Origin of the sequence: Exiguobacterium sp. UBA5002, from assembly GCF_002396765.1 — a bacterium.
Lineage (GTDB): Bacteria > Bacillota > Bacilli > Exiguobacteriales > Exiguobacteriaceae > Exiguobacterium_A.
Window position 1 is genome coordinate 57,714 of record NZ_DGYQ01000038.1, and the last position, 23,135, is coordinate 80,848.

General features: G+C 45.9%; 19 protein-coding genes. 17 read left to right on the forward strand and 2 right to left on the reverse strand.

Features of this window, described 5'->3' with window-relative positions; genetic code table 11:
- Positions 1–19 precede the first annotated feature (19 nt).
- From B4C70_RS12030 to B4C70_RS12065, 8 genes are all read left to right on the forward strand, one after another.
- Complete coding sequence (locus B4C70_RS12030) at positions 20–907, forward strand: SDR family oxidoreductase (RefSeq protein WP_214728718.1); 888 nt, start codon at positions 20–22, stop codon at positions 905–907.
- Between the two features lie 123 nt (positions 908–1,030).
- Positions 1,031–2,578 (forward strand): fatty acid--CoA ligase family protein, encoded by a 1,548-nt coding sequence (locus tag B4C70_RS12035; protein ID WP_290779716.1) that lies wholly within the window; start codon positions 1,031–1,033, stop codon positions 2,576–2,578.
- A gap of 67 nt (positions 2,579–2,645) precedes the next feature.
- Entirely contained in the window at positions 2,646–3,080 is a 435-nt protein-coding gene (gene mgsA, locus B4C70_RS12040; protein WP_023467379.1) for a methylglyoxal synthase, read from the forward strand.
- A 96-nt stretch (positions 3,081–3,176) separates the two neighbouring features.
- Positions 3,177–3,332: a hypothetical protein gene (locus B4C70_RS12045; RefSeq protein ID WP_174316041.1), complete on the forward strand. Its 156-nt coding sequence runs from the start codon at positions 3,177–3,179 to the stop codon at positions 3,330–3,332.
- A gap of 133 nt (positions 3,333–3,465) precedes the next feature.
- The gene (locus B4C70_RS12050; RefSeq protein WP_290779720.1) at positions 3,466–4,128 is read left to right on the forward strand and encodes a response regulator transcription factor; all 663 of its coding nucleotides are present in this window, start codon (positions 3,466–3,468) and stop codon (positions 4,126–4,128) included.
- Positions 4,125–5,507 carry a sensor histidine kinase gene (locus B4C70_RS12055; protein WP_290779723.1) on the forward strand — a complete coding sequence of 461 codons (1,383 nt, stop codon included), beginning with the start codon at positions 4,125–4,127 and terminating at the stop codon, positions 5,505–5,507. The genes B4C70_RS12050 and B4C70_RS12055 overlap by 4 nt, the downstream gene beginning before the upstream one ends.
- 110 nt (positions 5,508–5,617) lie before the next feature.
- A complete protein-coding gene (locus B4C70_RS12060; protein WP_029340962.1) occupies positions 5,618–6,091 on the forward strand; it encodes a competence protein ComK in 474 nt (157 codons plus the stop codon).
- Between the two features lie 97 nt (positions 6,092–6,188).
- Complete coding sequence (locus B4C70_RS12065; protein ID WP_023467385.1) at positions 6,189–6,596, forward strand: hypothetical protein; 408 nt, start codon at positions 6,189–6,191, stop codon at positions 6,594–6,596.
- 43 nt (positions 6,597–6,639) lie between these two features.
- Here the strand turns inward: B4C70_RS12065 and B4C70_RS12070 are convergent, their stop codons facing one another.
- Positions 6,640–6,981 (reverse strand): hypothetical protein, encoded by a 342-nt coding sequence (locus B4C70_RS12070; RefSeq protein WP_029340963.1) that lies wholly within the window; start codon positions 6,979–6,981, stop codon positions 6,640–6,642.
- A 60-nt stretch (positions 6,982–7,041) separates the two neighbouring features.
- On the reverse strand, positions 7,042–7,419 hold the full coding sequence (locus B4C70_RS12075; RefSeq protein WP_290779726.1) for a truncated hemoglobin: 378 nt from the start codon (positions 7,417–7,419) through the stop codon (positions 7,042–7,044).
- Positions 7,420–7,556: 137 nt separating this feature from the next.
- Between B4C70_RS12075 and addB the strand changes: the two genes are divergently transcribed.
- From addB to B4C70_RS12120, 9 genes are all read left to right on the forward strand, one after another.
- Positions 7,557–10,988: a helicase-exonuclease AddAB subunit AddB gene (addB, locus tag B4C70_RS12080; RefSeq protein WP_290779729.1), complete on the forward strand. Its 3,432-nt coding sequence runs from the start codon at positions 7,557–7,559 to the stop codon at positions 10,986–10,988.
- Complete coding sequence (gene addA, locus B4C70_RS12085; protein ID WP_290779732.1) at positions 10,985–14,536, forward strand: helicase-exonuclease AddAB subunit AddA; 3,552 nt, start codon at positions 10,985–10,987, stop codon at positions 14,534–14,536. Before addB ends, addA begins: the two co-directional genes overlap by 4 nt.
- Before the next feature lie 206 nt (positions 14,537–14,742).
- Positions 14,743–15,120, forward strand: a complete 378-nt coding sequence (locus B4C70_RS12090) for a response regulator (RefSeq protein WP_290779735.1) — start codon at positions 14,743–14,745, stop codon at positions 15,118–15,120.
- Positions 15,101–17,644, forward strand: coding sequence for a HAMP domain-containing sensor histidine kinase (locus B4C70_RS12095; RefSeq protein WP_290779738.1), 2,544 nt, complete (start codon positions 15,101–15,103; stop codon positions 17,642–17,644). Before B4C70_RS12090 ends, B4C70_RS12095 begins: the two co-directional genes overlap by 20 nt.
- Before the next feature lie 91 nt (positions 17,645–17,735).
- Positions 17,736–18,104 carry a DUF1516 family protein gene (locus tag B4C70_RS12100; RefSeq protein ID WP_290779740.1) on the forward strand — a complete coding sequence of 123 codons (369 nt, stop codon included), beginning with the start codon at positions 17,736–17,738 and terminating at the stop codon, positions 18,102–18,104.
- Positions 18,105–18,243: 139 nt separating this feature from the next.
- Positions 18,244–19,242, forward strand: a complete 999-nt coding sequence (locus B4C70_RS12105; protein ID WP_290779742.1) for a class I SAM-dependent methyltransferase — start codon at positions 18,244–18,246, stop codon at positions 19,240–19,242.
- Positions 19,243–19,347: 105 nt separating this feature from the next.
- Entirely contained in the window at positions 19,348–20,838 is a 1,491-nt protein-coding gene (locus B4C70_RS12110; RefSeq protein WP_290779745.1) for a phytoene desaturase family protein, read from the forward strand.
- Positions 20,835–22,316: a phytoene desaturase family protein gene (locus B4C70_RS12115; protein ID WP_290779748.1), complete on the forward strand. Its 1,482-nt coding sequence runs from the start codon at positions 20,835–20,837 to the stop codon at positions 22,314–22,316. Before B4C70_RS12110 ends, B4C70_RS12115 begins: the two co-directional genes overlap by 4 nt.
- Positions 22,276–23,109 (forward strand): phytoene/squalene synthase family protein, encoded by an 834-nt coding sequence (locus tag B4C70_RS12120; protein ID WP_195865595.1) that lies wholly within the window; start codon positions 22,276–22,278, stop codon positions 23,107–23,109. The genes B4C70_RS12115 and B4C70_RS12120 overlap by 41 nt, the downstream gene beginning before the upstream one ends.
- The last annotated feature ends 26 nt before the right edge of the window (positions 23,110–23,135 follow it).

Here is a 23,135-nt window from a genome sequence, read left to right on the forward strand (position 1 = left end):
CATAGGGGGAGTTTTTTTCATGGGCTATAATAAAGATAATTTTTTAGAAGGTTCGTTGACGGACTTTATTGATTTTGAACGGATTTCAGAAGGGTTACCAAAAACGGAGGATCAACAACCGTTACCATATTATGAGCGTGATGATTATAAGGCAGCAGGTAAACTGGAAGGAAAAGTAGCAATCGTCACAGGCGGAAACTCTGGGATTGGACGCGCTGTCTCGATTGCTTATGTCCGGGAAGGTGCAAAAGTCGTCATCGCTTTCTACGGTGATCAAGAGGGCGCGGAAGAAACAAAAGCACGTCTCGAGGAACTAGGAGGCGAAGTCCTGCTCTCTCAAGGGGATATCGGAGATGCGGAGTACTGTGAAACACTCGTCCAAAAAACAATCGATCGTTTTGGTCGCTTAGATATCGTCGTCAATAATGCGAGCATGCAAAAACCTGAAGATAGTCTGAAGGACATCACAGACGAGTCGATGGAAAAGACGTTCAAGACGAATATCTTCGGAATGATGCGTCTTGCACGTGCTGCGCTACCGTACCTTTCACTCGGTTCTGCCATCATCAATACGACATCGTCGACGGCATACGAAGGGAACGCGCTTTTAATTGACTATTCTGCGACGAAGGGAGCCATCGTCAGCTTCACGCGGAGTCTTTCAATGAACTTAGCGAAAGAAGGAATTCGTGTTAATGCCGTCGCACCAGGCCCAATCTGGACGCCGCTCATCACAGAAACGTTCCCACATGAATCGGTCAAGACATTCGGGAAGAATACACCGATGGATCGTCCGGGACAGCCAGCTGAAATGGCATCGGCATATGTCTTCTTAGCGTGTAATGATTCAAGTTATATGACAGGACAAGTTCTTCATTTAAACGGTGGCGTCATCGTCAACGGTTAAAAAGAAACTCGGTGAAAACGTTTCCAAAAAGTGTTACACTATCCATACGGTCGCTTTTGACTACGTATGGATTTTTTTACGCAAAAAATGAATAGTCATTCATTCGAAAGGGGAATTTTGCTCATGCTTGGATTGATTCAATCCGTCGAAGAAACCGCTCGAACACATCCGGACTCAACCGCGTATGTGTTTGAGGACACGCAAATCAGCTATCGTGAGTTCGTCGAGAAGTTTCACCGGGCAGCCGGTGCGCTTGAAGCGAACGGAATCCGAAAAGGCGATCATGTCGCGCTGATCTTAGGGAATAGCCCAGCATTCCTAGTGGCATATTACGCCATCATGAAACAAGGGGCAATCGCGATTCCAATCAACCCTACATATACACCGGATGAGATCGGGTATATCCTGATGAACGGTGATGTGAAGGGGATTTTAGGCATTGCGCCGCTCGTCGAAGCTGCAAAAGATCGTCTCGTGCATTTACCGAATCTCAAGATTGTTGTCTCTGTTCCTTACGCGGATCAAGAAGGACCAAACGAAACACATCAACAAGTGACGTTCATCACGCTCGATCGCTGGCTCGAAATCGAACATCCATTGACAGAAGTGACGAATGAACTGGACGACATCGCTGTCATTCTCTATACGAGTGGAACGACAGGAAAACCAAAAGGTGCGATGTTGTCACACCGTAATCTGACATCAAATGCGCGCTCGATTGGAGATTATCTACATGTATCTAGTAGCGATCGAACACTTGCTGTGTTACCGATGTTCCATGTCTTTTGTTTGACGGTCGTCGTCAATGCTTCACTCGCACATGGAGCGTCAATCATCATCGCTTCTCGTTTCTCACCACAGGAGACGTTCGAGTTAGCGAAAAAAGAACAGGTGACAATCTTCGCGGGAGTGCCAACGATGTATAATTTCTTACTTCAAACCGTGAAGGCCCATCCAGAATATGCGACCTATTTTGAATCAACACGTTTGTTCGTCTCAGGGGGAGCGAGTCTTCCAGTGCCGCTTCTTGAAGCGTTTGATCGGACGTTCCAGTGTCATATCCTCGAAGGATACGGTTTATCGGAAGCATCACCCGTCACTTGTTTCAATCCGGTCAATGGTATTCAGAAACCAGGATCGATTGGTACGTCGATCGTCGATGTCGAAAACAAAGTCGTCGATGAACTCGGACAGGAATTACCAGATGGTCAAGTCGGAGAATTGATCGTTCGTGGACCGAACGTCATGACGGGTTATTACAAGATGCCGGAAGAGTCGCAAGCGACGTTACGCGACGGCTGGCTGTTTACGGGTGATTTAGCTCGTCGAGATGAGGATGGATACTTCTATATCGTTGATCGCAAAAAGGACATGATCATCGTCGGTGGTTACAACGTCTATCCACGTGAGGTCGAAGAAGTGCTTTATCAACATCCAAATGTCATCGAAGCAGCCGTCATCGGCATACCGGACGAGGAGATGGGCGAGGCTGTCAAAGCATTTGTCGTTGCCCGTGAGATGATGACAAAAGAGGAAACACAGGCGTTCTGTGCTACATCACTCGCAAAATATAAATGTCCGACACAGATTGAGTTCATCGATCAATTACCTCGTAATACGACCGGAAAGATTTTACGGACCGTATTGAAGAAACAACCGACGAATTCATGAGTGGAATCAAGAACTTCAGGTTTCTGAAGTTCTTTTTCTGTGCATAGACAAGAAGGAGGGGATACAGATGAACATCGCATTGATTGCACATGATGAAAAAAAGGATGAGATGATGGGCTTTACACGAGCTTACGCCGCATTCTTCAAGAAAAATACATTGTATGCGACAGGAACGACCGGACAACGAATCATGGAAGCAACCGACTTGCACGTCCATCGCTGTAAGTCAGGTCCACTCGGTGGTGATCAGGAAATTGGCGCTCTCGTGGCGCAAGGGAAAATCGATATCGTAATCTTCTTACGGGATCCACTGACGGCGCAACCACATGAACCGGACGTCTCGGCACTCATTCGATTATGCGACGTATACGATCTGCCGCTTGCGACGAATGTTGGAACTGCTGAAATTTTAATCAATGGACTCGAACAAGGACAATTCGATTGGAAGGAAATCATCCGAAAACGTCATGAACTGGAACAACAAAAGTTTTTAGACGATTAATTTCATGAGAACGCTTCTCATTTTCGTTTGAGCGTGATATAGTCAGTTTGAGGATGATACTGATTATCAATTGCGATGGAAAAGGTGGCGAAGAAAATGGAGATTCTATTAATGACGGGTGTAACGGTATTGTTAGGAGGCGGCGTTGGATTTTTGACGCACGTCGTAAAAATGGAACGTCGTCAACAGGTAACACCTGTGACTTCAAAGAACGAGCAAGTAGCGTATCCAGCGCTCCGTCTCGTCAAATAATAGAAAATTTATGACTTCGCCTTTCTTTTCTTTTGAAAAGAAAGGTTTTTTGAATTATTATCCACTCTCCCATAATTTTGCGGAATTCCTTTGTTACACTGAAACAAAGCACATTAGTCGAGGAGTGAGAGCCATGCATACAATCTATTTAGTTGATGATGAAGTGAACTTGAATCGTGTACTCGTGAAATATTTGGAGCAAGAAGGATGGCAGGTGAAGTCGTTTACGTCTGGTGAGGCAGCGGCCTCTGCCATCGTTGAAAAGCCTGACTTATGGATTTTAGACATCATGCTACCGGATATGGATGGTTTTCAATTGATTAAGCGGATCAAGGCACATGATGAGACGACACCTGTCATCTTCATCTCGGCTCGTGATGAGGACATCGATAAAATCATTGGTCTTGAGATGGGATCAGACGATTACATCGCAAAACCGTTCCTTCCGCGCGAACTGGTCATTCGTGTCAAAAAAATCTTAGCACGTACGTATGCGACACCAAAGAGTGGTGTCATCCAATACGGTGATTATATGATTTATCCAGAGAAACGAATCATCGAAGAGAATGGTCAAGAAATCGATCTAACCTCAAAAGAGTACGATCTACTGATTTTATTTGCGACACAAATCGGGACGCCGATGTCTCGCGAGCAGATTCTCGTCAGTGTCTGGGGTGACGATTATTTCGGATCGGATCGCGTCGTCGATGATCTTGTCCGTCGTGTCCGTAAGAAATTAACGAAACTGGAACTCGAAACGATCTATGGTATTGGCTATCGCTTGGTGTCTGCATGAAAAATCGCAGTCTCGGATTTCAGATTTGGGCGATGTTTCTGCTCGTCATCGTCACATTATCTGCAGTCATTCTCCTTGTCATCCGCTCATCGATCGGAAATTTCATCGATGAACAGGTCTATTCGACGCTTGAGAATAGTGAGGTCTTCTTCTCGAAGGATGCCTCTGTCATCGAGATGCTACAAGATAATCCGATTGAATTTGACCGCCGAAAACAGGAGTCCCGTTCTGTTAATATCTTACTCCTTTCTAAAAACGGAAAGCTCTATTACGGTGGAGCACCACAACAGCTGATCAATCAGATGTACCGTGATGCGATTGATCAAAAAACAGTTACAGCAAAGTATACAACGCGTCTTGATAAAGAAGATGTATACTACAGTATTCGAAAAATCGAGGATAGTGGTGAAACGTACTATCGTGTCTCCTATGTTTGGGATGCGTATCGACAAGAACTGATTACGCAGTTATTCTCGAAAATCGGATTCGTCGTCATCATTGGAAGTATCTTTACGCTATTCATTGCCTTTTGGTTAGCGCGACGGTTGACACAACCACTCGTCGAAATCGAGGGAGCGGTCGGGAAGATCGCGGCTCAGAAATGGGATACACCACTTCCACTTGATCGTGGGGATGAAATCGGACGACTCGCACGATCGGTCGATGCGATGCGGATGGATCTTGAAAAACAAGATAAGGCACAAAAATCATTACTTCAAAACATCTCCCATGATTTGAAGACACCGATCATGGTCATCCGAAGTTATGCCCAGTCCATCTCAGACGGGATTTATCCAGATGGTGATTTGACCGGATCCGTATCCGTCATTGATGAAGAGGCGGAGCGGTTAGAGAAAAAAGTCGCGGCTCTACTTTATGTCACGAAGCTCGACTATTTCGAGCTCGATCGTTCGACCTGGGACAATGTTGACATCGACCGGATGGTGCATCTGTTGAAAAATCGCTTTTCTGGAACGAAGTCACTGGAATGGCATGTCAGCGGAGAAGCAGGAATTGTTCTTGGTGAAGGAGAGCAGTTACGTGTTGCGCTAGAAAATGTCATGGACAATGCGATTCGTTATGCCGAAACACGAATCGATATCCGATTGTCCGGAACAGCGGATCAGGTGCATATCGAAATCGAAAATGACGGACCACCGCTTGACGCCTCCTCGCCACTGTTCCATCAATTCTCACGTGGCAAGGAAGGAAAGTTTGGGCTTGGTCTCTATATCGTCAAACGGATCGTTGAGCGTCATGATGGAACGGTCGCAATCGAAAACCGTTCTGCGGGAAATGGAGTCGGAAAAGTTTGTGTGATTTTTAATTTCCCACGTCATTTTATTGAGCAAGAGGAAAAAAAACCAAAAGAATTTTAAAAACGGGATCTTTGGATCTCGTTTTTTTCGTTAGGAAATAATCGTTCCGTTCATGCAAAGTAAAAGGAAGTTTGATATAACCAATATAATCCAGGAAGGGAGCGAAGGAGATGTCATACCCAATCACGGAAGAAACGTTAGCCTTGATCCCGCGATACGGTCAATACGGTGAACCGCAGACACTCGTCATCAAGGAACATTCTGAAAGTATTTTAGATGGTCATCCCATTAAGTTGATTGAAGAATCCTGTTTGTATTTTGGTTCGTCGATGCGTGGAAGAATTGAAGCAGCGCGGCATATTCTTGGTCCGAACCGAAAGACACCTGTTTTAGTGGATTGGCAAGCACAGACGATTTTCTTTCCAACGACCGCAAAAGAAAAGGCAGAATGTATTTGGATTAATTTTAAACAGATGAAGACTGTTCAGAAAAAATCGGGTAAAGTACAAGTCGAATTTCAGACCGGGCAATGTATCGATACCGATGCATCTGCGTACAGCATCGAGCGACAACGGATTAAAACGCTGGAACTGGCGTATGAAATGCAACGTCGTTTTCAGTTGCCGGAGTTTAAGAATCGGTGAAAAGTGGAAACACATAACAGGAATCTTACTTACGTAAGGAGAAACAGTAGAGAGAGAAATCATAGGGAGGTGAAGCGGTAACTTTTACCGCGACACGATGAATGAATCATACGAATGGTTAAATCGCCGAAAACTACAGCCTGGATTTGGTGCGACTGGAGGCAGACGCTTTATCAGTTCTCGTATCGTGCGTCCGGAAAATACACCGGGTAAACGAATCAAAGGAATTAAACGGGCACGACAATTGGTCGTCGATGATGCTGGAAATCGCCGTTGGGTAACGAAACGCATCGTCGTGACGGATGCTGCGAAACACGTCACGATGAACCGTCGGACATCTATCGCCTTGAAGGAGACGAATGAGTCGCGCCTTGAGCAAGTCAAACAAAAACTAGCATCTAACAAAAAGGTCTTATTACCGATTTTGGCGGCAACAGGGATCGCTGTCGCAGGTGGCGTTCTTGCTTACGTTCTTCGTCGGAAGAAAAAACAATCTGATCAATAAAAAATAAGCCGTTCTCCAATCGGAGGATGGCTTATTTCATGCATTATAAGAATCGTTTTCGTAAAGAAGTCGAGAGTGCTTTGTCTGCGATTTCTTCTAGTTCCGTCAAGTTTGTCGGATCAAAGCTATCATTGTAGAAACGACCTACGAAGTCGACACGATCGTAATCGAGTTCCTTGAAAATCAAGTGTTTATGGTCGTCATAAAAAACAACACGATAGTAATCAGATCCACGTTCAAGTGTTACGAGACCTTTGATATGATCCAATTTTTTTTGTTCTTCGGTTTGCTCTTCCTCGAGCGTGTCATCCTCGTTCGTCGATGCTTCTGCTTGCTCGATCGCATTCTTTACGAGTTCAGGTCGTTGTTCTTGTTCTTCCGTCATGTTTTATCGCCTCCAATTATTATTTTACATGGAAATGGACAGATGAGAAAGAAAAATCCCTCAGTCCATCTGGTGTGCTTCACAAACGCGTAGTACATTCATCGCGCCAATTCGTAATCGCTCGAGTAGTTGGAGTCGTGCTTCTTCATTTGGAATCGTATCAAGAGAAGCTACTTCCATCAGTTCCAACCAACGGATGGCATGTTCTTTTTGAATCGGTAATAACCGGTGAATCATCGCTAAACTCGCCGGCGGTTGATCCGGGTCGCGCGGTCCTCCTGTCAATTGGATCAAGAAGACGAGTTGTGCCTGTTCGACACGTTGTCGATCTTCAGGGAATAACGGTCGCAACAGTGAATCATGGTAGACTTGATGATAGAACGAGCGAACCAAGGATGTGAGTATATGCTCGCCTCCGACGGTTTCGTAAAGTGACAAGAAGCATCACCTGCCTTACATAGGATGTGTCCTGATTATAGCAAATTTATACATAGAAGACATGCGCCAAAAACAGTACATTTGTTCTTGTTTGTGAGATACTAAGAGTAAAGAAAAACGAGAAGGAGGTTTTCTTGATGAACCATATGCATATTGGTCGTGCCGGTAGTGGGAAAACGACACAATTGATCGAGCGCGTCGTACAAGAACTCGAGCAACGACCACTAGGAGAGAAGATGTATTTCATCGTTCCAGATCAGATGTCATTTGAAATGGAGCGGCGGATTGCGACAGATGAACGGATAGCAGGTCTTGTTCGTCTTGAGGTCATGAGTCTACGGCGCTTTGCGTTTCATATTTTACGCGATTACGGGAATCAAGCGATTCCATTTCTTGATGAGACGGGGACACAGCTATTACTGCGACAGGTCGTTGAGGAATCAGAAGACGAACTGAAGATTTTTAAACGAACTAAAAACATGCCTGGATTTTTCCAAGGACTTGATGAGCTCATTGCGTCGTTTAAACGTTCGTTGATTGAGCCAGACATGTTGCGTCAAGTGAGTGATCGCTCTCTCGAACGGTCACCGAAATTAAACGACCTTGCGTTGATTTATGAGCGCTTTACGGAACGAATTGTCGATAAAGCACTCCATGCAGACGATTACTATACGACGTTGCTCGAATTACTTCCAAAAGCGCGACTGGATCAAGCGACGATCATCGTCGACGGATTTTATGAATTTTCGCTCCAGGAACAACAAGTTTTACTCGCCTTGATGCAACAAGTGGCTGAGATGCATATTAGTTTTACGATGGATGCAACGGATCCTTATGCGAAACAAACTTCTTTTGGTGTGTCTCAGCGGTGCTACATGCAATTGATCGGTCAGATGCAGGAACTGTCGATTCCATATGAAGAAATTTTGTATGATCAACCAATCAAGTTTCAATCAGAAGGACTACGACATTTGGAGCAGGCCTTGTTGAAGCCGGGATATCCTCCTGTCGATCATGACATTGAGGGCTTTCAGATGACAGCTGCAGTTAACCGTCAAGTTGAAGCAGAATCAGCCGTGCGGAAAGCGATTCAACTCGTTCGACAAAAAGGGTATCGGTTTCATGAGATGGCATTCGTCGTGCGACATCTTGAGCCGTATGCGGATCACTTGGAACGAGCCTTCCACATGTATGATGTTCCATATTTCTTGGATCAACGTGAGTCGATGGTTCATCATCCACTCGTTGACTTGATTCAATCTGCTTTGGACATCGTAACGTCGGGTTATCGGGAAGAAACGGTCTTTCGTTTGCTGAAGACGGAGCTCTTGCCGATTCCCGCGGAAGATGCGCGTCTAGCGCTCGATCGTTTTGAGACCTTCGTGCTCGAACGCGGCATCAAAGGGTCGATGTGGCAACAACCGTGGCAATTAAAGCGGCGCCTAGCAGAGGAAGTTCGCTTAACGGAAGAGGAGCTTGCGCAAGAAGAAGAACTGAACCATTTACGAACATTCGTCGTCGACTTGATTGAACCGTTGCACCGCCGGCTGAAACAGGCGAAGACGATGAGCGCGTATACGAAAGGTCTGTATCAATTCCTTGAAGAACAAAAAATTGCAGAACGTTTAATGGAATGGCGTAAGCAAGCACTAGAGCAGGATCAATTACTTGTTGCGCGCGAGCATGATCAAGTATATGAAGCGATACTTCATCTATTCGAGCAGCTAGAAGCTGCTGCGCCTGAGCATACCTTATCAACGGATTTGTTCGTCCAGATGGTCGAGACAGGACTTGAGAGCCTTCGTTTTGCACTTGTTCCGCCATCGCTCGATCAAGTCATCGCGACGGACTATGTCCGTGGACGATTACAACGAGTAAAAGTCGTCTTTTTACTCGGAGCGAATGATGGTTTGATTCCGTTCGTTCAAGATCAATCAAAGTTACTGTCCGAAAATGATCATGACTTCTTACATGAACATGGTATTCCGGTTGGAAAAGCATCTCTTGATGTGTTTGATGATGAGCTGTTTTACCTGTATCAAGGGATGATGGCTCCAAGTGAAGCCTTGTATGTTAGTTACGCACTTGTCGATGAAGAAGGAAAGGCGCTTCAGCCGGCAGCGATCACAAAACAATTAAAACGACAACTGTTGCTCGATCGTCCGATTAAGACGCACTTTGCGGAAGCTGGGGAACACGCACCGCAAGAACAACTTGATTTCGTGACGAGTCCAGAGCGTGCGGCAGCAGCGACAGCGATTGAACTTCGACGTCTTCAACGACGTTATCCGATTCAGCCGATTTGGTTCGAGGTGTACAATACGCTTCTCGAAAACGGACGGGGACGTGAACGGATGGGGTTATTCTCGAGTGCCTTGTTCTATCAAAATCAAGCGGAAGCGTTACCGGAAGGGTTGGCGCATCGTCTATATGGTGATTCACTGCAAGCGAGCGTTTCGCGTTTTGAGACCTATAACGCCTGCTCGTATAAGCATTTTGCTCGGTATGGGCTTCGTTTGCGCGAGCGAAAGCTTTATAAATTCGAAGCACCGGACATCGGAAATCTGTTCCACGGCGCATTAAATGATCTATCGCTCAGTATTAAAGCTTCTGGACGTCAGTGGCGAGAGCTTGACGGCGAGACATGTGGAACACTTGCGAAGGAAGCTGTCGAGAAAGTGACACCGGAAATTCAGAACGCGATTTTGATGAGTTCGAGTCGGTTCGGTTATATCAAGAAAAAATTAACCGATGTTGTGGAACAGACTGCGAAAATGCTCGTTGAGCAGGCGAAACGAACGGATTTTGAACCGGATTTATTTGAAATCAGTTTTGGGAACGCGACCTTCCCACCATTACGCTTTACGTTACCAGATGGAACGGAAATCGAATTCACGGGTCGGATCGACCGGATTGATCAGGCGACGATCGGGGATCAGTTATACGTTCGCATCATTGACTACAAATCAAGTGCGCGGGGACTGGATTTTGCGGAAATCTATTATGGGCTCGCCATTCAGATGTTGCTGTATTTGAAGACAGTCGTGGAACAGTCGGAATTGCTCTATCAACAGCAGGCAAAACCTGCGGGTGCGCTTTATTTCCATGTCAAGAATCCGATGTTACGAGGCGATTTATCTGCTGATGAAGCAGAACGTAATCGACTATTGCTCGAGTCCTATCAAATGCAGGGCGTCATTCTCGAGAATGATGAAGTACTGCGGGCTATGGATCATATTGCGTACGATGAACGAAAAAAATCACCACTCGTCAAAGTGACATTCACGAAAAACGGACTCCATAAGACACAGACGAAAGGTGTCGTGCAGGAGGAGGATTTATCGGCGCTGATGGACCATGCATGGGAGGCGTTAAAAGACAGCAGCCAGGATATTTATGATGGAGATATCGCCATCAATCCATTTGATTATCAGGAACGGACACCTTGCAGCTTCTGCGAATACCGATCGGTCTGTCAATTCGATGAGTCACTCGGGAATCAGTATCGCCCATTAAAACCGATGTCTGAAAAAGAAGTGCTGGAACGGTTGAAGGAGGAAGAAGAATGAGTGTGCGTTGGACAGAAGAACAACAACAAGCTATTTCAGCGAGAGGAGGACATATCTTAGTTTCAGCAGCTGCTGGATCAGGAAAGACCGCTGTCCTTGTCGAGCGACTGACGCAACGTTTGATCGATCCCGAAGATGAGCTGTCAGCGGATCGTATACTAGTTGCCACCTTTACGAATGCGGCAGCGCGTGAGATGAAGACGCGGGTCATCGAGGTCATGGATCAGCGTATCAAAGAGGCGCCGGATGATTTGTATCTAAAAAAGCAGCGTCAACTGATGAACCGGGCCCAAATCACGACGATCCATTCATTTTGTCTATCGATTCTACGCGAGAATTATTACCGGATCGGTTTGGATCCGGCATTTCGGATAGCTGACGAATCTGAATTGTTATTACTGCAAGACGATGTCTTAGAAGCAGTCTTCGAGTCGTTCTATGCTTCTGAGGATCCGGGATTCTATGATTTGATTGATAGTTATACATCGGACCGGGATGATCAAGCGATGCTGTCGCTGATTTCGAATCTCTACCGTTTTTCTCGATCCTTACCTGACCCAGAAGCGTTTTACGCGCATTTGATCAGTCAGTACGATCAGCCGATTGACCCGGACGATTCGCCACTTATGCAACGATTGGTTGAACTGGAATGGGAGACATTGTCGAATCTGTTGGGACGTTACCGAGAACTAGCGTTTGAATTGGAACAGTCCGGATATACGGAAATGGGACAGATGATGCGACAGGATATGGCTCCGTTTGGAGTACTTGAAACGTCAGTGCGGCGATGGTCGATGGTTGCGTTTGCCTTTCAAGCAGTGGAGTTCGGTCGCTGGAAAAGTCCGCGTGGGGATGAAGGAATCAAACCGTTCCAGACAGAGCGAACACGTCTTGTTGCAGAGTTTAAAAAGATGAAGGAACTGTTCGTTCAAAAAACAGGTGTCGATTACTTGGAGGATTTACGATCCCAGTTACGACACGTAGAGACGATCGTCACACTCGTGCGTCAATTCGCAAATGATTATCTCGAAGCGAAACAACAACGAGGAATCGTTGATTTTTCAGATCTTGAACATTTTGCATTAGAGATCTTGACGGATGAAGGAGAACCGTCAGACGTAGCAAAGCTTCTAAGGGAGCGCTTCGTTGAAGTACTCGTTGATGAATACCAAGATACGAATGAAGTGCAGGAACGCATCATCCAACTGGTCTCGAAAACGGATGAGGCGACAGGGAATTTATTCATGGTCGGAGATGTCAAACAATCCATCTATAAATTTCGTCATGCTGAACCAGGATTGTTCCTAGAAAAATTCAAACGATTCCAGCAGACGGACGTCGGAACACGGATCGATTTAACGAAAAACTTCCGAAGTCGCCTTGAGGTGCTGGATGGAACGAATCAAATCTTTCGACAAGTCATGGATGAGACGGTTGGAGAAATTGATTACGATGAAGCCGCCCATCTTCGACTCGGTAATCTGAGTTATTTAGAATCGGAGCAAGTCGCACCTGAATTGCTTTTAATCGATCCGCTAGATAGTGAAAAGGAAGAGGTTGAAGCACGAGCGATTGCGACGCGAATTTTAGAACTCGTTGATTCGAAGCATCCACATCTGATTTACGATGCGAAAGCGAACCGATTCCGAACCTGTGAATACCGCGATATCGTCGTCTTAGCACGGTCGCGTGGTAAGCGTGTCCAAGCACTTGTCGAGGTATTTGAACAGTATGAGATTCCAGTTTATGCGGATACGACGGGTGGATATTTCCAAGCGACGGAAATTCAAATCATGATGGCGTTGCTTAAGACGATCGATAATCCGCTTCAAGACATCCCGCTCGCCAGTCTGTTACGATCGCCGATTTTCGGTGTGGCGGATCGCGATTTGGGACGGATTCGAGCAAAACAAAAAGAAGGAAGCTTTTATGAGGCGGCACTTGCGATGGCGTCAGAGGAGTCGGAACTCGGTATCCGAATCGATGAGATCATCCGTCAGATTCAAGCATGGCGAACCGAGGCGCGTGGGAGTGCGCTTCCAACCTTCATTCGGTCGTTGTTTGATCAGACCGGCTATTTTGAGTATGTCGGCTGTCTCGCCGGAGGCAGAAGTCGTCAAGCTAACTTGAATGCCTTATATGAGCGGGCGAAGCAATATGAGACGTCCGGCTATCGTGGGTTGTATCGTTTTCTCCGTCTAATTAATCGGTTGATCGAACGAGGAGAAGACTTCGCGGAAGCTCGTTCACTCGGTGAAGACGAAGATGTTGTCCGCATCATGACGATTCACCAGTCAAAAGGACTCGAGTTCCCAGTGACGATTGTCAGCCAATTGACGAAGCAATTCAATAAACAGGATCAGATGCAAGCGATCCAGTTGCATAAGACGTATGGTATTGCTCTGGATGCAATCGATCCAATCCGTCGTTTGCGATCCGGAACGTTGCTGAAAGAAGTCATCCGCCGGGAAATGGATCGAGAAATGAAGGCGGAAGAGATGCGGGTTCTGTATGTCGCGATGACCCGGGCAAAAGAAAAGCTAATTCTCGTTGGAACAGTCAAGGATTTAGAAGATCAAATGGCGACTTGGCAGATGACACCACCCGATGAAGTCCTGTTACCGGAAAATGATCGGCGCCAAGCGAAAAGTTATGCGGAATGGGTCGTCCCGGCAGTCTTGCGCAGCAGCTTACTGCGTCCGGATGAGACGAACTGGTCGATTCGCGCGATGTCGTTGGAGGAATTAGCACCGTACCAAGAGATTTCAACGCTTGTGGAGCAACTTGAGCACGTCCAGCAGCTTGAAAAAATCGACGTCCCGGTCAATTCACACGTCAAAGAAATTGTCGAGTCGGCGTTTTCGTATCAGTATCCGCATCTACTCGCGACAGAGACGGCAGCGAAACAGACCGTCACGGAACTGAAGCGTGCGGAACAACTCGAGCGCGCAGCCTTTGAAACAACGTATCGTCAAACGACCTATTATCGAACACCACAATTTCTCGGACCCGTACTCAGTGGAGCGGAACGAGGAACGGTCTTACACTTAGCGATGCAATTATATGAACCGGATATAGCGCTTACGCAACAGATCGATCAATGGGAAGCGACGGAACGGATTACGCCCATCGAAGCAACGACGATGCGAGAAGCAACAGCACAATTACAAGGATTCCTCGATTCCGAGATCGGGCGATTGTTCGATGAACGACTACGGACGAATCATGTCTATCGAGAGTTGCCGTTTACGTATAAAATCGAGGCGGCACGTTTCCGGAAAGACTGGACGGGTCCTTCAGACGATGCTGTCATGCAAGGAATCGTCGACTGCTTGATTCAAGATGGAGAGTCGTATATCTTGCTCGATTATAAATCGGATCAAATTGTTACGACGGAAGTCGGACAGACACCTGCTGATATGTTACGAGAACGATATGCGACTCAGCTGAACCTGTATCAAGAAGCGTTAGAAGCCATTCTTCATATTCAGATTACACGGAAGGTCATCTATGCGTTTGCTTTAGAAGAAACGATTGATTTAGTTTAATTTAATTTTGATACGATCGAGACCTTCCTCGTTCTCCTACTTAAGGTAGAGATGAGGGAGGTTTTAGTATAGGACGAAAGAGGGATGAGGAATAAGGAGACAAAATCAGTTTCTGAAGTGATTTCCGTTTCTTATTATGAAGGAACTGTGTAGAATAAAGAAGATATGTCACTTTAGTGGTGGATAATTTTGGGAGGTTTTAATAGATGGCACGTATTTTATTAGCAGAAGATGAAGATGTCTTACGCATGTTAGTACTCGATACATTAGAAGATGAAGGATACACGATCGATGAAGCGACAGATGGAGACGAAGCGTATCAAAAAATCATGAACGCTGAATATGATCTCGTTTTACTCGATTACATGATGCCTGGAATGACAGGAATTGAAGTCATCGAAAAAGTCAGACAACATCCGGATAAGCAACATTTAAAAATCATGATGCTGACGGCTAAAAGTCAACAATCCGACCGGGAACGCGCGGAAGAAATCGGTGCGAACTATTTCTTCTCAAAACCTTTTAGTCCTCTAGAGTTGATTAATGTAGTAGGAGGAATACTGAGTGATTACAAAGTGGATTAATCGAAAAATCGGACGCCAACTCATGGCTTCCTTTTATGTCGTATTAGCTACATTGATGATTTCATCATTGATCGTCTACAACTACACCGACACGAAACTGCAGGCGACCCGGGCGAAGTTAGAAGACATCCGTGATCGAAGTGCACGCGCAGGTGCCTTATGGGAAGAGTGGCAAGATGTCCAGTTCAACATGCGCGGATATGCCTTGATGGGAAATGCGGATTTATATAATCAGGTCATGGCCCAACAAGATAAGATTGATCAGCAGACAGAATGGTTCGAAAAAAATGCGATCTATGATCAAGGAAAGGCATTCGCCAAGTCCTCGAGAGAATTATATGGTTATTATTTCGATGCTATCTTGCCGCTTGTTCAATCCTATGTCAAAGCGAAAGAATCAGGAGATGTCACGGAATCTTTCTTAAAAGGAACGACGCTTGCTGAACTACCACTCGGTCAAAAGTTGTTAGCTGAAGGTCAAATCCAGTTAGATAGTCAAGGAAACATCGATGTATTATCAGAGATTAATAAAAGTGAATTAGCACTCGGTGGCTATCGTGAATTTTTGGAAGATTGGGCACAACGGACAAGTAATCAATTAGAACGGGAAATCCGAACGACACAACTGATTTGGTTAGCGAATATCGTCGTCTTGATTGCCGTCTTGATCTTCTTCATCTACCCCTTCATCCGCCGGATCACGATAGGATTATTGTCTCTCGTCAAAAACAGTCAACGGCTTGCGAATGGTGAGGATGTCTCGAGCGTCAAAGTACCAAATCGTAAAGATGAAATTGGTATTCTGGCGTTATCATTCAACCAGATGGCGAGTTCGATTTCTGAAAACAAACAGCACCTATTAGCAAAAAATGAAGAGTTGCAGGCGCAGCAGGAAGAACTGCAAGCTCAGCAAGAAGAATTGCAAGCACAACAGCAAGAGCTTGAAGAAGCATTGGAGCTGACGATGCGAAATGAACAGCATCTCCAGTACCGGAATGATTTAACCGAGACACTTGCGGCACGTGAGTCATTGACCGCTTATCCCGAAATCATCGAGAAGCTCGTCACGATCACGGATTCGGAGATCGGTGCATTGGTGTTCGTGGATGAGGAAGATAGTTATTCTGTCGTCACTTACGGGATGACGGATGAACTGGCAGAACAGTTGCTTCAAAATGATGCGTCACTGTTGAAACGAGCAGAATCGCTGAAGACCCCAGTTCATTCTTCTAAACAAGTCGCGAGCAATCATCCATTACCGTATCCGTACTATATGTATGAAACGGCTGTGCCGATTCTCGATCCAACGGCAGATGATATCATCGCGTATATTTACCTTGTCCGTTACCGCGATCAGTTCACGAATGAACAGATGCGAGACGCCATGTCCTTCTCTCGTCAACTGTCACTATCGCTCTTGCGAATGCGTTTATTTGACGAGATGACGAAAGAAAAAGCGAAGACGGAGCGAATTCTCGATTCGATTCGAGAGGCCGTCATCTATCTCGAGCCAGGAAAAGAAGAGGTCTTCGTCAATCGACCGTTATACGATCTTTTCCCGGAATTACGATATGGTGTTCACACGGAGCAAGAAACGCTTCAAACATGTCTTGAAGTCATTCGATCTGTCGTCGATGAACCTGAAGTCTTCAGCAGATATGTCGATTCAGTTCTCCGTGGAGAATTACCGACGGATAGTCTACAATTCTCGATTCGAAATGAGACGGTATTCATTCAATTTTATGTCGAGGTGATTCAGATTCATCAGGTGCATAAAGGAACGATGCTTGTCATGCGTGATGTGACGAAAGAGACTGAAATGGACCGTTTGAAATCAGAGCTCGTTTCGACCGTGTCTCATGAACTTCGGACGCCGCTCTCTTCGATTTACGGCTTTACAGAGCTCATGCTCAACCGAGATATTGAAGAATCGCGCCAAGATCGGTATTTGCGGACGATCCATTCCGAAACGGAACGTCTTGCGAATCTCGTCAATGATTTCTTAGATGTCCAGCGCATGGAGTCGGGCACACAATCCTATAAGAAAGCATCCGTGAACGTTCATGCGATTGCTGAAGAAACGACACAATTTTATGCCGCTTCGACACAAGCCCATCGGATTACGTTCCGTCATGAAGGAGATCAATTGCCTGTCATTGAAGCAGATGAAGAAAAAATCAGGCAGTTACTCAATAATTTATTGAATAATGCAGTGAAATATTCACCATCTGGTGGTGCGATTGATGTTGTACTGACGACATCGCTTGATCAAGTCATTCTTCAAGTCCGGGATGAGGGAATCGGGATTCCGGAACAATCGCTCAGTCGTCTCTTTGAAAAATTCTATCGCGTCGACAATTCGGACAGTCGCAAAATCGGTGGTACGGGTCTTGGTCTAGCCATCTGTAAGGAAATCGTAACCGGTCATGGTGGAGAAATTCACGTGGAATCGGTCGTAAGGGAAGGAAGTCTCTTCACCGTCAAATTTCCACTCGTCCAGTCCACACATGTGACAATCTCCTGAAAAAACCATAGAGCAACAAAATAACACTAGGTGTTCGTACGGAAATCAGATACGATGAGAGATGAGATAGGAAAAGAAAGGAGGAAATGAAATGCCAATCACAGCATTTGTTCACACACACGTCTTACTTTGGGTACTTTTGTTGGTCACGTTCTTCGTTGCGTTTTCGATGTACAAGAACAATAAAAAAGCCGCAAAAGGCATTCATATGGCGTTCCGTCTTCTGCTTTTATTGACGTTCGCGACAGGTCTTTATCTGTACATTGAAATTCCTAACAAGGAAGGCTTATATCATGCGAAGATTACAGCAGGTCTTCTGACGCTCATCTTCGGAGAATTGACACTCGTTCGTGTCAAAAAGGGTAAAGCCTATTCCGGTTTCGTCATCGGATTCATCGTGCTCGTTCTTGTCACAGTATTCCTTGGGTATTCGCTCCCATACGGTATGAAGTTCTTTTAAGTGCATGCGAAATCAAAGAGTCCTTTTCGACCTCACAGGTTGAAAGGACTCTTTTTGTCGTGTCCGCTAGTAATTTTTGTTTACAAGTGGTTGTTATTTGGGAAAAGGGATGTATTACACAGTAGAGAGGGGAACGCTTGTGGCACAGTTGAAGGAATGGACGAAAGTCTTCCGGGCACGGAAATGGATGAAACGCGCAGAACCGGTGTTACCACTTTGGCATGGATACATCGGTTATAAATATGGTTTATTTGATGCTCTTCAAACGGGAGCGACGCAAGCAGAGGCTCAACTGCGGATGCAACGTCCGCTGACACAGGAAGCGTTATCCCGCTGGTTCGAGGTCGGCGTAGCTGTTGGTCACTTAAAGAAAAAAGATTTACGTTACACAGCGACGCGTCATGTATTGCCGGAACTTTCTCAATCAGACGATCGCAGTATCGGATTCATGTTATCGGAAATGATGGAGTTACATTTACCCGCATTATTCTCTTATCCACAGTTTCTAGAAGAGGGTCAACAGAAAGTTTTCAATGGTGAAGAACACGGCGACATCGTTGCCGAAACGTCGGCACTTGTTGAGACCGTCGCTTTTCCAGCCGTACGTCATATCATTCGTAGTCGCAATCTGACATCACTTCTTGATATCGGCTGTGCCTATGGCGGATATCTCCGCAAAATCCATGAGGCGTTGCCTGATTTGCGACTCGCTGGAATCGATATCGAAGAATCGGTCATTGCAGAAGCAAAACGACGAGATACAAGCGGAGAAATTGACTTTGTCGTCGGAGACATTAAGACATTCGATGTCAAAGAGACCTATGACGGAGTCATGATGAATAATATTTTATATTACTTCCCACAACCGGAACGTCTTGCGCTTCTAGAAGGCGTTCGCCGTTTCGTTAAAGATGACGGGACAGTCATTCTGGTAACACCACTTCGTGACAGTTCGCATGGTGCGCCGTTCTCGGCAGCATTTAATGCTTTCATGACGTTGCATGAGAATCTGTATCCATTACCAAGCAAAGAAGAACTGAAAGAGGATTTATCGAAAGCTGGGTTTGAAAACATTTCGATCACACCATTCTTAAAAGAAGGTGCCTGGTATATCGTGACTGCAAACGCCACTTCCTAAGCGAAGTCTGGCGTTTTTACAGTTGGAAGACAGTTTAAATTTGTCGCTCTTACTATGTGCTTAGTATAATAGTTGAAACGATGAGAGATAAAAGGAGAGATTTGGGTGAAGCGACGCGTAGCAGTGATAGGAGCAGGACCAGGGGGACTTGCATGTGCCTTATTATTAGCGGGAAAAGGAATAGATGTCACCGTCTATGAAAAACAAACGCAGGTCGGCGGGCGTACTTCTGCCGTCAAGATAGATGACTATACGTTTGATCGAGGACCAACATTCCTCAATATGCCGCACATTCTAGAAAACGTTTTTCATGAAGCCGGTCTACGATTAGAAGATTATCTGAATCTTAAAGCGCTTGATCCGATGTACACGCTTTATTTTAAAGGTGGAACAGAGCAATTCACGATGACGACGGACCGGGACCGGATGAAAGAGACGATTGAACAGCACTTTCCGGGAAACGGAGAGGGATATGATCGATTCATGGCAGAGCAGGCGCTAAAACTCGGTAAGTTGATGCCCATTCTCCAGACACGTCATGACCGATTAACAGACTACTTATCACCGCGTGTCTTAACAGCACTTCCGCGTCTTTCACTTGGGCGATCCCTTTATGATGTCTTATCCGACTATTTCACGAGTGAAGAACTAAAGTATGCGTTTACGTTCCAAGCCAAATATTTAGGCATGTCAGCTTGGGAATGTCCAGGTGGCTTTTCAATCTTGTCCTACATGGAACATGCTTACGGTGTCCATCATCCGATTGGTGGGATGCATCAGGTGCCGCTTGCGATGCAACGCGCGATTGAAGAACTCGGTGGAACAGTTCAATTAGGTACAGGCATCAAGCAGTTGATCTTGAACGGGAAAGCTGTCGAAGGGGTGATCCTTGAATCAGGGCAACACGAGCTGTTTGATGAAGTCATCATCGGTGCGGACTTCGCACATGCGATGAACCATCTCGTGCCGGAAGGTGTACTGAAAAAATGGTCCCGACCAAAAATTGACCGTAAAAAATTCTCGTGCTCGACATTCATGTTATACCTTGGTGTCAACCGGACGTTTGATGCACCACACCATACAATCTACTTCGCAGAGGACTATGAGAAAAACGTTCGCGAGATGACACAGACTCTGGAATTATCGGATGACTTTTCGTTCTATGTCCAAAATCCATCTGTCCTTGATCCGACGCTAGCACCTGAAGGCAAGTCTGCTATGTATGTATTAGTGCCAGTGCCGAACAATTACTCTGGACTTGATTGGTCGATTGAAGGACCGAAACTACGTCGTCGTGTTCTGGACGCACTTGAAACACGTTCGCCGTATCAAGGGATTGAAGCAGCAATCGAAGTCGAAGAGATGTTCACGCCGGACGATTGGGAAGCGATGGGGATTCATCAAGGCGCTACGTTTAATCTCGGGCATCAGTTGACACAAATGATGTACTTCCGACCGCATAATCAATTTGAAGAGCTCGATCACTTGTATCTCGTCGGAGGTGGCACACATCCGGGTAGCGGATTACCGACGATTTTCGAATCCGCTCGCATCACAGCAGAACTCGTGCTCAAAAAAGAAGGGGTGCGAACATGAAGATAGGATTCGTAGGAGCAGGTGTCGGTACACTGCATGCAGCGCTTTTGCTGACAGCAAGACATCCAGGAGTCGAGATTACGATTTTTGAAAAAGAAGGACGTGTCGGTGGTCGCTTACGATCCGTCGATTTTGAATCGGGAGGACGGATCGATGAAGGTCCGACGATCGTCTTGATGCCAGGTAAGTTAAAAGAGCAGTTGGCAGAAGCCGGTGTGACAGGTGTAGAACTCGAACGCGTCGATCCGTTGTATGACCTTCACTTTGACGACGGTACGGTCGTTACGAAAGTAGCTGATGTCGTGGATCAAGCGATTGCGATTGAACGTCAATTCGGAGAAGGTCGTGGATTTTATGAATTCATGCACCAAAAAGAAAAGGATTATGAGACGAGTGTATCGAAATTTTTAGAACGTGGTTATCGTCGGAAGACGGAGTTACTTCATCCAGAAATGATGCGCCCGTTATTGCAGATGCATGCTTTAGAGACCGCACATGATCACTTGAAGCGATACTTCAAGAGTAAATATTTGCGTATGGCGTATAGTTTCCCGACATTTTATATCGGTGGAAATCCATATACGACACCATCGATCTATGGTTTGATTCCATACCGGGAACAAGCGGAAGGTGTCTGGTATGTTAAAGGCGGTTATTTCTCGCTTGCTGAACGTATGTATGACACATTAGTCGAACGAGGTGTCCGATTCGTCTTCGAAGCACCCGTCGAACGGATTGTTGTCGAACGAGGACAGGCGAAGGAAATTGTCTTGCAAGATGGCACACAGGAAGCATTTGATCAAATCGTACTAAACGGTGAGTTTCCATTGATGGAACGTCTTGTAGAAGGTAAACAACCTAAGACCTATACGCCTTCAGGCGGTACGCTATTGCTGTATTTCAAGATGAAGGGGAAAGTCGATTTACCGGTGCACCGCTTCTTGATGCCGAATGACTTGGAACCACTCATGACGAACATCTTTAAAAAAGGACGATTACCAGAATATCCAGCAGTCTATCTATTCCATCCGAGTCGGATTGACTCTAGTCTGACAGGGACTGAGGATAGTGTCGTTTACTCATTGATTCCTTCTCCGCGTGGTTACGGCGTAGAAGATTATAAAAAAGTGGGCTTCATCGAAACCGTACTTGAAAAAATTGAGCATCATCATCCGGGATTCCGGGAACAGATACAAGAAATGAAGATTCGTACACCGAATGATGCACAGGCTTTTGGCTTATACAAAGGAGGCAGTTTTGGTATTGCCCCAACGATTCGTCAATCGGCTGCCTTAAAGACACAGGCGAAACCGTATCCTGACATCGATCGCCTGTATGCCGTTGGAGCATCAGTACATCCGTGTGGAGGAGTACCAGTCGTCATGATGGGTGCAACGATACTCGTAAACCGAATGGAACAAGAGATGGGGTGGAAACATGAATTCAGTGACGATCCAGAACGCGTATATCAAATGTGAGGAAGTCATTCAGTCCGGATCTAAGACGTTCTATAAAGCCTTTTCACTCTTACCAAAAGCAGATCGACAAGCTGTTTATGCCATCTATACATTTTGCCGGTTCCTCGATGATACCGTCGATGAGTCGGATACGCCGAAAGAGAGTTTACTAGCTTTCTTGAATGAATTCAAACGATTCCGTGATGGCGAAGTATTAGATAAACCGTTATGGATTGCGTTGGCAGACGTATTTGAACGTTATGAAATGGATGAGACGCCGTTTCTAGAGCTGGCAGAAGGCATGCGGTGGGATATCGAAAAGAACCGTTATCAGACACTTGAAGAGACCGAACAGTACAGTTATTACGTAGCGAGCACGGTCGGTTTGATGTTGTTGCCAATTCTTGCCCCGCAACAGCCTGATCTCCGAAAGTCCGCTATCGATCTTGGAATCGCCATGCAACTGACGAATATTTTACGCGATGTCGGTGAAGATGCAAAACGCGGCCGTATCTACTTGCCCCATGCATGGATGGAGACATACGGTGTCACAGCGGAGTCGTTACTCGCTGGTCGTCCTTCAGGAGACTTCATCGGTCTCTGGGAAGAGGTCGCCCTTCGAGCAGAGCATCTGTATGACGCGGCGATTCCATCGTTTGAACGGTATCCACGAGAGAGTCGGCGTGCTCTAAAGGCTGCTGCGTTCCTCTATCGTGGCATTCTCGATGCAGCGCGGGATAATCACTACGACGTCTTTACAAAACGGGCGTACGTCAGCCGTTGGCAAAAAATGAAGTTACTTGCTACGATTTAATACATGACCATAGAAAAAAGACCTTG

Bases quoted from the DNA above. Each gene is read 5' to 3' on its own strand.
- B4C70_RS12100 (WP_290779740.1), top strand. From the start codon at position 17,736: ATGCCAATCACAGCATTTGTTCACACACACGTCTTACTTTGGGTACTT.
- B4C70_RS12030 (WP_214728718.1), top strand. From the start codon at position 20: ATGGGCTATAATAAAGATAATTTTTTAGAAGGTTCGTTGACGGACTTT.
- B4C70_RS12035 (WP_290779716.1), top strand. From the start codon at position 1,031: ATGCTTGGATTGATTCAATCCGTCGAAGAAACCGCTCGAACACATCCG.
- addB (WP_290779729.1), top strand. From the start codon at position 7,557: ATGAACCATATGCATATTGGTCGTGCCGGTAGTGGGAAAACGACACAA.
- B4C70_RS12115 (WP_290779748.1), top strand. From the start codon at position 20,835: ATGAAGATAGGATTCGTAGGAGCAGGTGTCGGTACACTGCATGCAGCG.
- B4C70_RS12045 (WP_174316041.1), top strand. From the start codon at position 3,177: ATGGAGATTCTATTAATGACGGGTGTAACGGTATTGTTAGGAGGCGGC.
- B4C70_RS12060 (WP_029340962.1), top strand. From the start codon at position 5,618: ATGTCATACCCAATCACGGAAGAAACGTTAGCCTTGATCCCGCGATAC.
- B4C70_RS12070 (WP_029340963.1), bottom strand. From the start codon at position 6,981: ATGACGGAAGAACAAGAACAACGACCTGAACTCGTAAAGAATGCGATC.
- B4C70_RS12120 (WP_195865595.1), top strand. From the start codon at position 22,276: ATGAATTCAGTGACGATCCAGAACGCGTATATCAAATGTGAGGAAGTC.
- mgsA (WP_023467379.1), top strand. From the start codon at position 2,646: ATGAACATCGCATTGATTGCACATGATGAAAAAAAGGATGAGATGATG.
- B4C70_RS12055 (WP_290779723.1), top strand. From the start codon at position 4,125: ATGAAAAATCGCAGTCTCGGATTTCAGATTTGGGCGATGTTTCTGCTC.
- B4C70_RS12050 (WP_290779720.1), top strand. From the start codon at position 3,466: ATGCATACAATCTATTTAGTTGATGATGAAGTGAACTTGAATCGTGTA.
- B4C70_RS12065 (WP_023467385.1), top strand. From the start codon at position 6,189: ATGAATGAATCATACGAATGGTTAAATCGCCGAAAACTACAGCCTGGA.
- addA (WP_290779732.1), top strand. From the start codon at position 10,985: ATGAGTGTGCGTTGGACAGAAGAACAACAACAAGCTATTTCAGCGAGA.
- B4C70_RS12090 (WP_290779735.1), top strand. From the start codon at position 14,743: ATGGCACGTATTTTATTAGCAGAAGATGAAGATGTCTTACGCATGTTA.